Origin of the sequence: Kitasatospora sp. NPDC028055 (assembly GCF_040637885.1) — a bacterium.
Taxonomy (GTDB): domain Bacteria; phylum Actinomycetota; class Actinomycetes; order Streptomycetales; family Streptomycetaceae; genus Kitasatospora.
In genome coordinates, this window is sequence record NZ_JBEZXE010000056.1 from 13,796 (window position 1) to 28,538 (window position 14,743).

Here is a 14,743-nt window from a genome sequence, read left to right on the forward strand (position 1 = left end):
AGCAGCTGAGGAACATGACCGTGGAAGCCCTCGACGACGCCCGGCCCGACGCCGGCAGCTACGAGGTCCTGCGTGGCCGGCTCGCCCGGGCCGCCGCCGAACTCGCCGACCGCGCGGAGGCGTTGAACGCCCGCCGGGTCGAGGAGTTCGGCGGCGGGGAACTGCGGCTCACCGGCACCGGGCGGCTCACCACCGCCCGCGCCTGCCTGCCGCAGGACCTCACCGCCGTCGGCGGGCTGCTGCTGCTCGGCACCCGCCCGGCCGAGCCGGCGGACGGCGCCGAGGAGGTCACCGACCTCCTCGGCCTCCACCGGCCCGACGACCTCTCCCCCACCGGCGGCGCCCTGCTGGACGACCCGCGGCTGCGCCAGGACCTCACCGACCTGCGCCGCTACTTCCGCGACGCCCGACTGGAACGGCTGCGCCCGGTCGGCGGACGGCTGCTCGCCGTGTTCCGCACCGGCCCGGCCGCCGCCGACGTCCGGGTGCTGCGCTGGCGCCTCGACGACGACCGCGCCAGCTACCAGGACGGCCGCGGCGAACGCGACCACACCCCCGCCGACGGCCAGCAGCTCGACTGGACCGAGCTCACCCGCGACGACCAGCTGCCCGCCGCCCCCGGCAGCGCACCGCGCGCCGACCTCGCCGGGGAACTCCACCTCGGCGTGGACGGCGGCCGGCTCACCCTCACCACCCCCGACGGCCGCGAACTGCACCGCGAGCCGCTCGCCGAGGCCCTGCAGACCCTCGCCGACGCCCAGGTCGCCCACGCCCGGCTCGCCACCCTGCTGCTGGTGCGGGTGCGCCCGTACCAGGAGGAGACCGTCCGGCACCTGGTGGTCCACCTGCCCACCGGCCGGGTCACCCGGATCGACGCGCTCGGCCAGGCCTGCCTGCGGCTGCCCGCCGACCAGGGCGTGGCCTTCCCCGGCGGCTGCCACCTCGCCGACGGCACCGTGCGCACCTTCGACCAGCCGGTCGACGGCCTCGCGTACGAACGCACCGTCCTCTCCCCCAACGGCGAGGACGTGCTGTACGAGTTCCGCTCCGCCACCGACGGCCGGGCGCTGCTCCAGCCGTACAACTCCGTCCGCCAGGAGGCCGCCGCCCCGCTCGCCTGCCAGGGCTACGCGCTGCTCGACGACGGCACCCTCATCGCGCTGCGCCCGGCCGAGGACGGCCCCACCCGGCTGCACCCCGTCCAGCTCTGGCAGAGCCCCTTCACCAGCGAGCGGCACGCCGCCGAACAGCCGCCCGGCACCGGCCCGCTGGCCCGGATCGGCAACGCCGACCTGGTCCGCGGCCTGGCCGACTGCCTCGCCCTCGCCCGGCTGGCCGCGGCCGGCGCCGACACCCCGGCCGGGCACCAGGCCGTGCTCGCCGCCTGCACCCGCACCGCCGACCGGCACCACTGGCTCGGCCAGAGCGGCCTGGGCGGCCTCGCCGCACCGCTCGCCGAGATCCGCGACACCGCCCGGCAGGTGATCGCCGAGTACGAGGCGGTCGCCCAGCTCACCGCGCACGCCGCCGCCCGCACCGAGGAGACCGCCGAGCACATCGAGGGCCTGCTGCGCACCGCGCGCGGCGAGACGCTCGCCGACGCCGCCGAATGGGTCGACCGGCTGGCCGCGCTGCGCCGCGCCCAGGGCCGGGTGGAGGCCCTGCGGGACCTGCCGCGCGCCCGGCCGGAGCGGATCGACGCACTCGCCGAGCACCTCGCCGACGGGCTGGCCGAGGCCGCCGACCGGGCCGTGGTCCAACTCGCCGAACCCACCGCCTTCGAGCCGCACCGGCGCCGGGCCGGCGAGCTGGCCGAGCGCTGCGCCGCGCTGGCGACCGCCGCCGAGGCCGAGCCGCTGGGCCTCGAACTCACCGCGCAGAGCGAGGCGTTGCAGACCGTCTCGGAGCTGGTCGGCACCCTCGACCTGGCCGACGCCACCACCCGCACCGCCATCCTGGACCGGCTCGCCGACGTGCTCGGGCTGCTCAACCGGGCCCGCAGCACACTGACCGTCCGCCGCCGCGAGCTGCGCACCCGCGAAGCCGCCGCCGAGTTCGCCGCCGAGACGGCGCTGCTCGCCCAGGCCGTCACCGCGGCACTGGCCGCCGCCGACACCCCCGAGGCCTGCGACGACCGGCTCGGCCGGCTGCTGCTGCGGATCGAGCAGCTGGAGACCCGCTTCGCCGACGCCGACCCGGCGCTCGGCGAACAGCTCGCCGAACGCCGCACCGAGGTCCACGACGCCCTCACCGCCCGCCGCCAGCACCTGCTGGAGGAACGCGCCGGGCGGGCCGACCGGCTGGCCGCCTCCGCCGAGCGGATCCTCGACACCCTGCACCGGCGGCTGGCCGCCCTGTCCACCGCCGCCGAGATCGACGCCGCCCTGGCCGCCGACCCGACGGCCGTCAAACTCCGCGACCTCGCCGGGCAGTTGACCGCCCTCGGCGACCGGGTCCGGGCCGAGGAGCTGACCGGGCGGCTGCGCGCCGCGCGCGGCCGCGCCCACCGGGCGCTGCGCGACCGGGCCGAGCTCGCCGGGGACGGCCCCGGCACCCTGCGACTGGGCCGCCACCTCTTCACGGTCACCACCCAGCGCCCCGAACTCACCCTGCTGCCCTGGCGGGGCCGCCCGGCCTTCACCCTCACCGGCACCGACTACCGCGCCCCGGTCACCGACCCGGCCTTCGCCGCCACCGAGCGGTACTGGGACCGGCCGCTGCCCTCCGAGACGCCCGCGCTCTACCGCGCCGAGTACCTGGCCGCGAGCCTGCTGCTGGCCACCGAGCCCGGGGAGCCCGAGGGCGACCTGCTGGAGTACGTCCGGCGGGCCGCCGAACGGCGACCGGACGAGGGCTACCAGCGCGGGGTGCACGACCACGACGCCGCGCTGGTGCTCCGCGCCCTGCTCGAACTCCGTGCCGAGGCGGGCCTGTTGCGGCATCCGGCGGCGGCCCGGGCGGCCGCCCAGCTGTACTGGGCGCACGGCACGGACGAACGGCAACGGCTGGTCTGGCACACCCGGGCCCGCTCGCTGGGCCTCGCCCGGCAGGCGTACGGGGGCGCGGTGCCGGCGCTGGCCGCGCTGGCGGCCGAACTGTCCGAGGCCGTCGCGGAGTTCGCCCCGACCGGGTCCGGTCCGGGCGCGGCCGGTGGGGAACACCTGGGCGCCGGGGACTACCTGGTGGCCGAACTCGCCGCCGCCGCACCGCCCTCCGCCGCCGCGCCGTCCTCCGCCACACCGTCCGCCGCCACACCGACCTTCGCCCAGTCGGCCGGGGCCCGCGCGCTGCTGGAGAAGTTCCACGCCGCCCCCGAGTCCGCCGGACTGACCGAGGCCCTGGCCGCCCTGCCCGAGGACCCATCCCTGCTGCCCGTACGGCACCAACTGGCCACCGCCTGGCTGGAGTCGGCCGCCACCGACGCCGATCCTGGCGACCTCGCCGAGGCCGCCGCCGTGCTGCTCTGCCCGGCCCTGCCGCGCCGCCCCGCCGAGGGCGCCGTCGGCACCCGGCTGACCGGACTGCTCGGCGACCACCCCCGCCTGCGCGGCGGCGCGCTGGACCTCCGCCTGGACGAACTGCTCGCCCGGGTCCGCGAGTTCGAGGCGGTCGACGCCCCCGGACACCGCGCCTACCAGCGGCTGCGCGGTGAGCTGCTGGCCGCCGAACACGCCCGGCTGCGGCTCGACCAGTACCGGCCCGCACCGCTCAACGGCTTCGTCCGCAACCGGCTGATCGACCAGGTGTACCTGCCGCTGATCGGCGACAACCTGGCCAAGCAGCTCGGCACCGCCGGCCCCGGCGGGCCGGTGGACCGCAGCGGCCTGCTGCTGCTGGTCTCCCCGCCCGGCTACGGCAAGACCACCCTGGTCGAGTACCTCGCCGAGCGGCTCGGCCTGCTGCTGGTCTCGGTCAGCGGCCCGGCCCTCGGCCACCGGGTGACCTCGCTGGACCCGGCCGAGGCCCCCGACGCCGCCGCCCGGCGCGAGCTGGAGAAGCTCAACTTCGCACTGCACGCGGGCGACAACGTGCTGCTCCACCTGGACGACGTGCAGCACACCTCGCCCGAGTTCCTGCAGCGCTTCATCCCGCTGTGCGACGCCCAGCGCCGGATCGACGGCGTCGCGGACGGGGAGGCCCGGGAGTGGGACCTGCGCGACAAGCGCTTCGCCGTGGTGATGGCCGCCAACCCGTACACCGAGTCCGGCCGGCTCTTCCGGCTCCCCGACATGCTCGCCAACCGGGCCGACGTCTGGAACCTCGGTGACGCCGTGGCCGGCCGGGAGGACCTCTTCGCGCTCAGCTTCGTCGAGAACTCCCTGCCCGCCAGCCCCCACCTGGCCCCGCTCGCCACCGCCGAACGGGCCGACCTGGACACCCTGCTCGCCCGCGCCGGCGGCACCCCGGGCGGCACCCTGACCGGCGCCTGGCCGGCCGCCGAGGTCGAGCGGATGACCGCCGTGCTGGCCGGGCTGCTCCACCTGCGCGGCACCGTCCTGGCCGTCAACCGCGCCTACCTCGACTCCGCCGCCCAGGACGACCGCGCCCGCACCGAGCCACCGTTCCTGCTCCAGGGCTCCTACCGCAACATGGCCAAGCTCGCCGAGCGCCTCGACCCGGCCCTCACCCGGCCCGAACTCGACGCCCTGCTCACCGACCACTACCGCGCCGAGGCCCAGCCGCTGGGCGCCGACGCCGAGGCCCAGCTCCTGAAACTCGCCGAGCTGCGCGGCACCCTGACCGCGGAGCAGGCGGAGCGCTGGGAGCGGTTGAAGCGCCGGTGGTGCGAGGGGGTGTAGGGCGGAGGGGGTGTAGCTGGCTACACCCCCGGAAGTGAACCCATGGTCATTGAGCCGCCCCCACCCCAGGCGGTGGGATGGGGATCATGAACGCCACCGACCTCGCCGTCGAACTCCGCTCCGTCCGCCGGACCTACCGGCGCGGGCCCGAACCCGTCGTCGGGCTCGACGACGTGACCGTCGGGTTCCCCTACGGCACCTTCACCGCCGTCATGGGGCCGTCCGGGTCCGGCAAGTCGACGCTGCTGCGTGCCGCCGCCGGGCTGGAGGCCGTCGACCGGGGCGAGGTACGGGTGGCCGGTGCCGTCCTCGGCGGGCTGCGGGACAAGGAGCTGACGATCCTGCGCCGGGAGCGGATCGGCTTCGTCTTCCAGTCCTTCAACCTGCTGCCCGCGCTGACCGCGGCGCAGAACGTGGCGCTCCCGGCCAAGCTGTCCGGCCGCCGGCCCGCCGCGGCCGAGGTGGCCGCCGCGCTGGCCGCCGTCGGCCTCGCCGACCGGGCCGCGCACCGGCCGGGCGAGCTGTCCGGCGGCCAGCAGCAGCGGGTCGCCATCGCCCGGGCGCTGATCACCCGCCCGGCGGTGCTGCTCGCCGACGAGCCGACCGGCGCCCTGGACACCCGCAGCGGCCGCGAGGTGCTCACCCTGCTGCGTGGGATGGCCGACGACCCCGGCCGCGCGGTGGTGATGGTCACCCACGACCCGGTCGCCGCCTCGTACGCGGACCGGGTGCTCTTCCTCCGGGACGGCCGGCTGGCCGGCTCGCTGGAGCGGCCCACGGCCGAGCAGGTCGCCGCCCGGATGACCGCGCTGGAGGCCGACGCGTCGGGTGGCCACGCCGTCGAGAAGGCCGACGCGCCGGAGCGCCACGCCATCGAGGAGGCCCTCGCGTCCGGTAGCCGCGCCGTCGAGGAGGCCCTCGCATGCTGACCCTCGCCCTCGCCTCCGTCCGGCTCCGCTGGGCCTCCTTCGTCGGCAGCTTCGTCGCGCTGGCCTGCGGCGTCGCCCTGCTGGCCACCTCGATCCTGGTCATCTCGGCCACCGTGGGCGTCCCGGACCAGGGGCGTCAGCGCTTCGCCGAGGCCCCGGTGCTGGTGGTCGCCGACCAGAACGTGGACTTCACGCCCGCGGGCGGCGGCGACCTCCAGCCGACCCAGGTCCCCGCCCAGCCGGGCCTGCCCGCCGGGCTGCTCGCCGCCGTCGGCGCGACCGGCCGTACGGTCGAGGACCACACCTTCTACGCCCAGCTCGCGGACGGCCCGCGCGGTCAGGTCGGCCGCGCCTGGTCGAGCGCCGCCCTGGGCGGCTACCGGCTCACCGCCGGCGCCGCGCCCGCCGGCGACGACCAGGTCGTGATCGGCGGCGGCCGCCCGGAGCAGATCGGCCGGCCGGTCCGGTTCGTCACCGCCGACGGCCCGCACACCGCGACGGTCTCCGGCGTCACCGAGGCCGAGACCTTCGAGCACGCCGTCTTCTTCACCGACACCCGAGCCGCGCAATTCAGCCCCGCCGTGGGCGTGTTGGCCGCCTTCGGCCCCGCCGACGCCGTACGCCGGGCCGTGGCGGCCAACGGCGGGGCCGGCGTCGCCCGGGTGCTGACCGGCGCCGAGCGCAGCCAGGCCGACCCGCACCACGCCGAGGTCGCCGCCCGGCTGGACGCCGTGCAGACCCCGCTCGGCCTGTCCGCCGCGGTCTCCGGCGGCACCGCGGTGTTCGTGGTGGGCGGCACCTTCGCCCTGTCGATCGCCCAGCGCCGCCGCGAACTCGCGCTGCTGCGGCTGATCGGCGCCACCCGTCGCCAACTGCGCGCGCTGGTGAACCGGGAGGCGCTGGTGGTCGGCGTGCTGGCCTCCGCCGCCGGATGCGCGCTGGGCGCGGCCGGGGCGGCGCCGGCCGGCCGCTGGCTGGTCGACCGCGACCTGGTGCCGGACGGGTTCACCGTCCCGGTCACCTGGTGGGGGCTGCTCATCGCGGGCGCGATCGGGCTGCTGACCGCGATCACCGGCGTGCTGTTCTCCTCGGTGAAGGCCGGCCTGATCAGCCCCGGCGAGGCGCTCGCGGAGGCGGACGCCGAGCGGACCTCGCGCGCCGTCCTGGCGTTCCGCTGGGCGAGCGGCCTGCTGGTGCTCGGCGGCGGGATCGCCGCCCTCGCGCTGACCGCCCGCAGCTGGCCGGACGCGGCGGCGAGCGTCGCCGACTCGCTCGCCCTGCTGCTGCCGGTCGTGGCCGGCTGCGTGCTGCTGGCGGCCGTGCTGGCCGGGCCGGCGATCCGGCTGCTGACGGCGCTGCCCGCACTGGTGGCCCGGCTGCGCGGCCGGTCCGCCGAGGACGGCGGCGGCATCGTCTGGGCGACCGCCCGGCAGAGCTCGCTGACCGCCTTCCGGCGCACCGCCGCGACCACCACCCCCGTGGTGCTGATCGTCGCCTTCGCCGGGTGCCTGGTCGGCAGCATCGACACCATCAACCGCGCCCAGGTCACCGAGACCCGCACCCAGCTGTCCGCCGCCGACCTGGTGGTCGTGCCGGCCGGCACCCCCGGACTGAGCCGGACCGTGGCGGACCGGATCCGGGCCGTCCCCGGGGTGCAGGCGGCGGTGATCACCCCGACCTCCGTACTGGCTCCGGTCGACGGCGGCCAGGCCCTGGTGTCCTTCCGGGCCGCGACGGCGGACCCGGCCGCACTGGCCGCCGTCGACCGGCTCCCGGTCGTCGCCGGCTCGCTCGCCGACTTCGGCCCGGGCTCGGTCGTGCTCAGCCGCACCTGGCCGGGCTCGCCCGCGGTCGGCGAGCGGATCGCCGTCCGGCGGGCCGACGGCACCCCGCGGGAGCTGCGGGTCGCCGCCCTGCTGGGCACCGGCGCCGAGGCCGTCCAGGCCTGGGTGACCGGCCCCGACGCCGTCACCGGCGGGGTCGGCGGACCGGCCCTGGCCGAGCGGATCGACCTGCGGCTGCTGCCCGGCGCCGACCGGGCGCAGGCCACCGCCGCCCTGCGGACGGCCGTGGACGGGCTGGGCGCCCGGCTCGAAACGCCGGAGCAGGTCTGGTCGGCCGCCACCGACAGCACCGCGCGGGACTCCTGGAACGCCCTGCTGATGATCCTCGGCCTGACGATCGGCTACGCGGTGATCACTCTGGCCAACTCGCTGGTGATGACCACCGGCGACCGGCGGCGGGAGCTGTCCCTGCTGCGGCTGGCCGGCGCCACCCGGGGCCAGGTGCTGCGCACGGTGGCAGTCGAGACCCTGCTCTGCGTGGCGGCCGGCGCCCTGCTGGGCGGGCTCGGCACGGCGATCAGCGTCGGCGGCTCCTGGACGGCGCTGACCACGCTGGTCGGCCCGACGCCGATGGTGGTGCCGTGGACGGTGATGGGCGTGCTGGCGGCCTGCTGCGCCGCCGTCGCACTCCCGGCGGCGGTCCTCCCGGCGGCCCTCGCCCTGCGCGGCCGCGACGGCAGCGGCACCCTGCGCGGCGCGGCGGGCGCGGCCTGAGGCCTCGCGGGCCGTCGCCTCGCGGGCCCGGGCGGGGCTGCGCGCCTCCCTGGTCAGCTGATCACCCGGTCCGACGACCGTACGAACCCTCCCGGCGGCGCAACCGCCCGTGGCGCCGCCGGGAGGGGCGGCGGGCCCGCGGCTAGCGTGGCGACATGGTCGCCCAGGAGCTCGATCTCAGCGCGCTGCGCCGGGTCTACGGACGCGCCGGGAGCCGGTGGTTCTACACCCGGGTGGCGCGCAACGCCCGGCACTGGGGGTGGACGGAGCCCGGCCAGTCCAAGTGGCGGCTGTGGCGGGCCCAGCGTCAGCTCGAGGACGTGCTCGGACGCAAGCTGGCGCTGCCCGCCGGATCACGGGTGCTGGACGCGGGCTGCGGGGCCGGGGTGGTGGCCCGGGCGATGGCGACCCGCTTCGGGCTGCTGGTCACCGGGGTCGACGTGCTGGACTTCCACCTCGCCGAGGCCCACCGCCTGAGCGCCCGTGCCGCCCTGGCCGACCGGACCGACTTCCGCTGGGGCGACTACCACGAACTCCCCTTCCCCTACGGTCACTTCGACGGCGCCTACTCGATGGAGACGCTCGTCCACTCCTACCACCCGGCCCGTGCGCTGGCCGAGTTCCACCGGGTGCTGCGCCCGGGCGGGCGGCTGGTGCTGCTCGGCCCGATGAGCACCGGTCCGGTGGACCAACTCCCCGAACCGGCAAGGGCCGTGCTCGAACCGTACCTGGACGCGATGGCGATGACCGGGGCCCGGCTCTACCACGCGGGCAACCTGCCGCAGCTGCTCGCCGGGGCCGGCTTCGAGGTCGCGGAGTCCCTGGACGCGACGCGGTACTACCTGCCGACCACCGAGGCGGTGCACGCGTACTTCCGGCTGCCCTGGGAGCTGCTGCGCCGCCTCGGCGATCCGGCGCGTTGGCTCAACCTCCGTTCCACCGTGGAGATGTACGCGGTGCGCGAGCACATCGCCTGGTACGTTCACACCGCCGTCAAGCCACCGAGGTGACCGCCATGGCCGAGCACTCCGCCCCGCTGCCGTACCCGAGCGGATGGTTCTGCGTGGGCCGCTCCCGCGACCTGCCGCCCGGCCGGGTGCGCACGGCCCGGCTGATGGGCGAGGACGTGGTGCTGTACCGGACGGCCCGGGGCGCGGTGCGCGCGATCGGGCCGCACTGTCCGCACCTGGGCGCGCACTTCGGCGCGGGCGGGCGGGTGCGTGGCGAGGAGCTGGTCTGTCCGTTCCACGGCTTCGCCTTCGCCCCGGACGGCTCCTGCACGGGCTCCCCGGACGGCACCCGGTTCCGCGGCGAGCTGGCGCGGCGCCGGCTGGTCGAGCGGGACGGCGCACTGTTCGTCTGGCGCGGCGAGTCGGGCAGTGAGTCGCAGAGCGGGTCGGAGGGCAGGCCGGAGAACGCCGCGCCCGCGTGGGAGCTGCCGCCCGCGGTCGGGGTGCGGCCGCTGGCCTGGTGGAGCGGGGAGGTGCTCTCCCATCCGCAGGAGGTGTTGGAGAACAGCGTGGACTTCCGGCACGTCTCGGTGCTGCACGGCCTGGACACCCGCGAGACCGCACCACCGGAGCCGGACGGCCCGCTGTTCACCGTCCACCAGCGCACCACCACCCGGTTCCCGGGCCTGGGCGCGGTGAGCCTGGACCAGCCGGTGACGCTGGCGGGGCTGGGCATGATGCGGCTGACGGCCGAACTTCCGGAGCTGGGCAGCTCGTTGCTGGTGTGGGTGCTGCCGACGCCGCTCGCGCCCTGGCGCACCCTGGTGCGCTTCGCGGTGACCGCCACCGTGCCGGTGCCGGGGGTCGGGGCGGCGCGGGCCGTGGACCGGGCGGCGTCCTGGCTGGCCCTGCAGGCCTCGGTACGGATCATCAAGCAGGACCGGCCGGTGCTGGCCCACAAGCGGTACCTGGCGCAGCCTCGGCTGGTGCCCGGGGAGCGCTCGATCGGGTTGTTCCGGCGCTGGGCACGGCAGTTCTACCCGGGGGGCTCCGACGGCGGCAGGGGCGGGACGGCGGAACCGGCCAGCGACTCCCAGAGCGGATCGGGCAGCCCGGGCACCGACCGCCCTTCGGACTGCCACAACCGGGCCAGCTCGGCGTAGATGGGCACCTCCGGATCGGATTCCGGAGGGTGCCCCGCACCGTGCAGGATCGTTTCTTCGGCCGACCAGGGCCAACCGGTCGATGTCACCTCAGAACTACTCACATCCACCCAACGCGCCCCATGCGCACCGGGTCACGCTCGCGTCAACCGGGTAGCCCGCACATCCACCCCGCACACCCCACCGCACATCCCCCCGCGCATCCACCCCACACGTCCACCCCGCGCGGGCCGCCTCCGGTGAACGCCCCCGCCGAGAAGCCCTACCGCCGCCGCCCCGCCGCCAGCAGCTCCGCCACCGTCGCCAGCTTCACCCGCGGCCGCCCCTGCGCCGCACCGCGCTCGCGCTCCGCCCGGTCCACCGCGCGCAGCTCCTTCAACCCGACGGCGTCCGGCCGGCGCCGCCGCACCAGGCGTTCGAACTCCGCCCGCCCCGCCGGGGGTTCCGGCAGCACCCGGGCCACCGCGTCGTCCAGCAGCGCGTCCACCGTCTCCCGCGCGCAGGCCCGGTTGGCCCCGATCCCGCCGGACGGCCCGCGCTTGGCCCAGCCGACCACGTACGCGCCCGGCAGCGCCCGCCCGGTGGCCGGGTCGACGACCCGTCCGCCCCGCCGGGCGACCGTCCCGGTCCGTTCGTCGAAGGGCAGCCCCGGCAGCGGCACGCCGCGGTGCCCGATGGAGCGCACCACCAGCCCGGCCCGCAGGGCCTCGCGCTCCCCCGTCGTCCCGTCGGGCTCGCCGTCCTCGGTCAGCCGTGTCCGCTCGACCGTCAGCCCGCCGACCCGGCCGTCCGCCCCGGTCAGCTCCACCGGGGTCGACAGGAAGCGCAGCACGATCCGCCGGCCCGGCCCCGGCTCGGCGCCCTCGTCGGTGCGCACCAGCGGCAGGCCGGCCAGCAGCGCGGCCCGCGAGTCCGGCGCGGCCTCCTCGATCGCCGCCCGCACCTGCGGGTGGTCCTCGACCACCAGCTCGACCCCGGGCAGCCGGCGCAGTGCCAGGAACTCCGGTGCGGTCCAGGCCGCCTGCCCGGGCCCGCGCCGGGCCAGCAGCACGACCTCCCGGACCCGACTGCGGCGCAGCGCGGCCAGGGCGTGGTCGGCGATGTCGGTGACGGCGAGCCGGTCGGGGTCGGTGAGCAGGATGCGGGCGATGTCCACCGCGACGTTGCCGTTGCCGACCACCACGACCCGCTCGGCGGACAGCTCGACCGCGTCGGCGGGCACCGTCGGGTCGGCGTTGTACCAGCCGACGAAGGAGGTCGCGGGCAGGCTGCCGGGCAGGTCCTCGCCGGGCACGCCGAGCCGCCGGTCGGCGGCCGCGCCGACCGCGTACACCACCGCGTGGTGGTGCGCGGCCAGTTCCTCGTGGGTGACGTCGGTGCCGACCTCCAGGTTGAGGTGCATCCGCAGCCGCGGGTCGTGGAAGACGCTCGCGAAGCTCTCCGCGATCCGCTTGGTGGACTGGTGGTCGGGGGCGACGCCGTGCCGCAGCAGGCCGCCGGTGACCGGCAGCCGGTCGATCATGGTGAGTTCGGCGCTGGTGCAGCGCAGCAGTTCCTGGGCGGTGTACCCGGCGGAGGGGCCGGTGCCGACCACGGCGATCCGCAGGGTGCCGAGCTCGCCCGGCAGGCTGCGCGGGAAGCTGGGCGCGCCCCAGGCGTGGTCGTTGGGGTGGTCGCGGTACCAGTCGCGGTTGAGGTCGCCGAAGAGGACGTCCGGCCCGCGCAGGCGGTCGACCGGGTACACCGCGTCGACCGGGCAGGCGTCCGCGCAGGCGCCGCAGTCGATGCACGCCTGCGGGTCGATGTACAGCATGTCGGTGGTGCCGAACTCCGGCTCCTCCGGGGTCGGGTGGATGCAGTTGACCGGGCAGACGGACACGCACGAGGCGTCGTTGCAGCAGGTCCGGGTGATCGCGTAGGCCATGGCCGGGGTGGGTCCTCGCTGTGGGTGACGGATCGTCAGAGCATGTGCACGCGGCGGTAGATCGCCGCCGACCGGCTGGTGAGCAGCCCGGCCTCGGCGAGGAACGCCATCAGGTGCCGGGAGCTGTTGCGCATCATCGCCTTGCGGTGCTCGTTGCCCTTCACCTCGTCGAGGGCCCGGGCCACGTCCAGCCCGACGGCCTTGTAGACGCCCGGGTGGACCATGCTGCTGACGATGACGTACGCGCCGATGGCGATGCCGGTGGCCGAGGTGCGGCGCCGGGCCGGGCCCGCGTGGCGGACCCGTTCGCGGATCTCCTGCCGGGCGAACTTCATGTGCCGGGACTCCTCGACCACATGGATCCGGGAGGTGCCGCGGACGATCTCCAGGACGTTCTCGCCGCGCATCCAGTCGCGCTGCATGACGTCCAGCACCTCCTCGGCCACCAGGATGCCGCCGTAGGCGAGTTCGCCCTTGGCGAGCGCCTTGAAGGCGCGCCCGGCCTGGGCGATCACCTTGTTGGGCCGGTAGGCGGGGACGCCCATCTTCTGGCAGGCGCGGGCGAACATGATGGAGTGGCGGCACTCGTCGGCGATCTCGGTGAGCGCGAACTGGAACTCGGCGTTGGCGGGGTTCTTGAGGTACTGGTCGCGCAGCACCATCTGCTGGAGGATCATCTCGAACCAGATGCCGGTGTTCATGATCGAGCAGACCTCGTGCCGGGTGAGCATGACCCGCTGCCGCTCGGTCATCTCGTCCCACAGCCGGGTGCCGTAGAGGGTGCTCCACTCGGGGTTGAGACCGTAGTGCTCCTCGGGAAGGGGCGCCTCCCAGTCGATCTCGGTCATCGGGTCGAAGGAGAGGGTGGCGGCCGACTCCAGCAGCCGCTTCGAGACGTCGTCGTCGGCCGCCGTGTGGCCGTGTTCCGCTGGCCCGTGGCCGTTCCGGTCCGCCGCCGTCTGCCGGGTGAGAGCCATGGCTGCCTCCTGGTGCCTGCCCCTGCGGGTTCCCGCCCACCCGCCTTATTAGACGGACAGTACAATAAGAGCCGGTCCCCGAGAACCCCCTGCGCAGCACCGAACCGGCACACAGCGGGCGGCGCGCAGCGGACGGCGCGCGCCCCGGGGGCGGGCGGATCACACGGACGTTCGTTCCATACGGACGTCCAAGACGCACATCTGAGACATGGGTCCACCATGGGCGTCTCACACGGACGTACGTCCCGTCCGCGCGCCGCACGGACGTACGTTCAAGCCCTGCGCCGGTCCTGGGCGTCGAAGAGGACCAGGGCATGGGCAGCAGGCCGGAGGGCGTCGCACAGCGCTGACGCGCTGGTCCGCTCCAGGCCGCCGAGGGCTTCGGCGAGTTCGTCGGTGACGTCCTGGGCGATCTCGGCCGCGACCGCATCCGGGGCCGTGCGCGGGCCGAGCTTGCTGACGGCGGCGGCCGCGCGGGTGGGGGTGAGCAGGGCGGAGGCCTGGACCAGCAGCCAGGCGGGGACGCCGGCGGCGCCCTCGGGCGGGGGGAGATACGGGCGGGCGCCGTCGTAGCGCCCGTCCTCGGCGAAGGCCTTCTGCTTGACCTTGAGCACCGGCCGGGCCGCCGCCCCCGACTCGCGCCATTCGCCGGCGGGCTTGAGGACGTAGCCCTCGGCGAGGTTGTCGGCGAGCTCGGGCAGTCCGAACAGGGCCGGCACCCGGCTGGGGAAGGCGGCGGGCAGGTCCTGGAGGGTGTTCAGCGGGCCACGGGCGAGCAGCGGCGCACAGCTGAGCCCGGCCGCGTCGGCGGCGGAGCGGAGTTCCCGGTCGGCGAGCCAGCAGCGGCCGTCGGCGGTCTCCACCGTGGCGTCGAAGGGCAGCCAGCGCAGCCCGGGGTCGTACCAGACCCCCGTCTGCACGGGGTCGACGCCGGGGGCGGCGGGCACCCCGGGGTGGGGGTAGCGGCCACCGGCCAGTTCCCCGTACACGGTGACGACGGCGTCGCCGCCCCGGCCGGCCCGTACCGCCGCCGCGAACCGGCCCACCGCGACGCGCAGTCGGGGCCAGATCCGGCTGACGCCGAAGAAGGCGTCGAGGTCCTCGTCCCCGAGCAGGTCGCGCCGCTTGGCGGCCCGTACGGTGTCGCCCTGGCAGACCACGGCGAAGTGCGCGCCGTGGACCTTCTCCGCCGCCGTCCACTCCCGGCTGCCGGGCGCGTCGGGGCGCCCCCTCGCGGGGATCTTCGGATAGGGCGTCAGTTCGGACCAGGAGTCGGGCACGAACAGGATCCTCGCCGCAAAGCCCCACCCCCGCAACGGAGATACCCGAGCGGATCGCTTCCACCGCCGTGGGCGCGGCGGCCTCCCGCCACAGCGGCAGGCACCGGGCTCGCGCCGGGCACCCACCGGGCTCGCGACGGGCGCACAGGGGCAGAATCGTTAC

General features: G+C 76.2%; 8 protein-coding genes. 5 read left to right on the forward strand and 3 right to left on the reverse strand.

Features of this window, described 5'->3' with window-relative positions:
- Positions 1-14: 14 nt before the first annotated feature.
- The 5 genes from AB0F71_RS34685 (at position 15) to AB0F71_RS34705 (ending at position 10,399) form a co-directional block, all read left to right on the forward strand.
- Complete coding sequence (locus AB0F71_RS34685) at positions 15-4,799, forward strand: DNA repair ATPase (protein WP_360243377.1); 4,785 nt, start codon at positions 15-17, stop codon at positions 4,797-4,799.
- Positions 4,800-4,885: 86 nt separating this feature from the next.
- Positions 4,886-5,728 carry an ABC transporter ATP-binding protein gene (locus AB0F71_RS34690; RefSeq protein WP_360243380.1) on the forward strand — a complete coding sequence of 281 codons (843 nt, stop codon included), beginning with the start codon at positions 4,886-4,888 and terminating at the stop codon, positions 5,726-5,728.
- The gene (locus AB0F71_RS34695; protein WP_360243383.1) at positions 5,722-8,286 is read left to right on the forward strand and encodes an FtsX-like permease family protein; all 2,565 of its coding nucleotides are present in this window, start codon (positions 5,722-5,724) and stop codon (positions 8,284-8,286) included. Before AB0F71_RS34690 ends, AB0F71_RS34695 begins: the two co-directional genes overlap by 7 nt.
- A gap of 155 nt (positions 8,287-8,441) precedes the next feature.
- Complete coding sequence (locus tag AB0F71_RS34700; RefSeq protein WP_360243386.1) at positions 8,442-9,296, forward strand: methyltransferase domain-containing protein; 855 nt, start codon at positions 8,442-8,444, stop codon at positions 9,294-9,296.
- Positions 9,297-9,301: 5 nt separating this feature from the next.
- A complete protein-coding gene (locus AB0F71_RS34705) occupies positions 9,302-10,399 on the forward strand; it encodes a Rieske 2Fe-2S domain-containing protein (protein ID WP_360243390.1) in 1,098 nt (365 codons plus the stop codon).
- Positions 10,400-10,661: 262 nt separating this feature from the next.
- On the opposite strand, the gene AB0F71_RS34710 is transcribed toward AB0F71_RS34705, so the two are convergent.
- From AB0F71_RS34710 to AB0F71_RS34720, 3 genes are all read right to left on the reverse strand, one after another.
- On the reverse strand, positions 10,662-12,323 hold the full coding sequence (locus AB0F71_RS34710) for a 4Fe-4S binding protein (protein ID WP_360243393.1): 1,662 nt from the start codon (positions 12,321-12,323) through the stop codon (positions 10,662-10,664).
- A 35-nt stretch (positions 12,324-12,358) separates the two neighbouring features.
- Positions 12,359-13,300, reverse strand: a complete 942-nt coding sequence (locus tag AB0F71_RS34715) for a diiron oxygenase (RefSeq protein WP_360243396.1) — start codon at positions 13,298-13,300, stop codon at positions 12,359-12,361.
- Between the two features lie 272 nt (positions 13,301-13,572).
- Positions 13,573-14,580, reverse strand: coding sequence for an RNA ligase family protein (locus tag AB0F71_RS34720; RefSeq protein ID WP_360243399.1), 1,008 nt, complete (start codon positions 14,578-14,580; stop codon positions 13,573-13,575).
- Positions 14,581-14,743 lie beyond the last annotated feature (163 nt).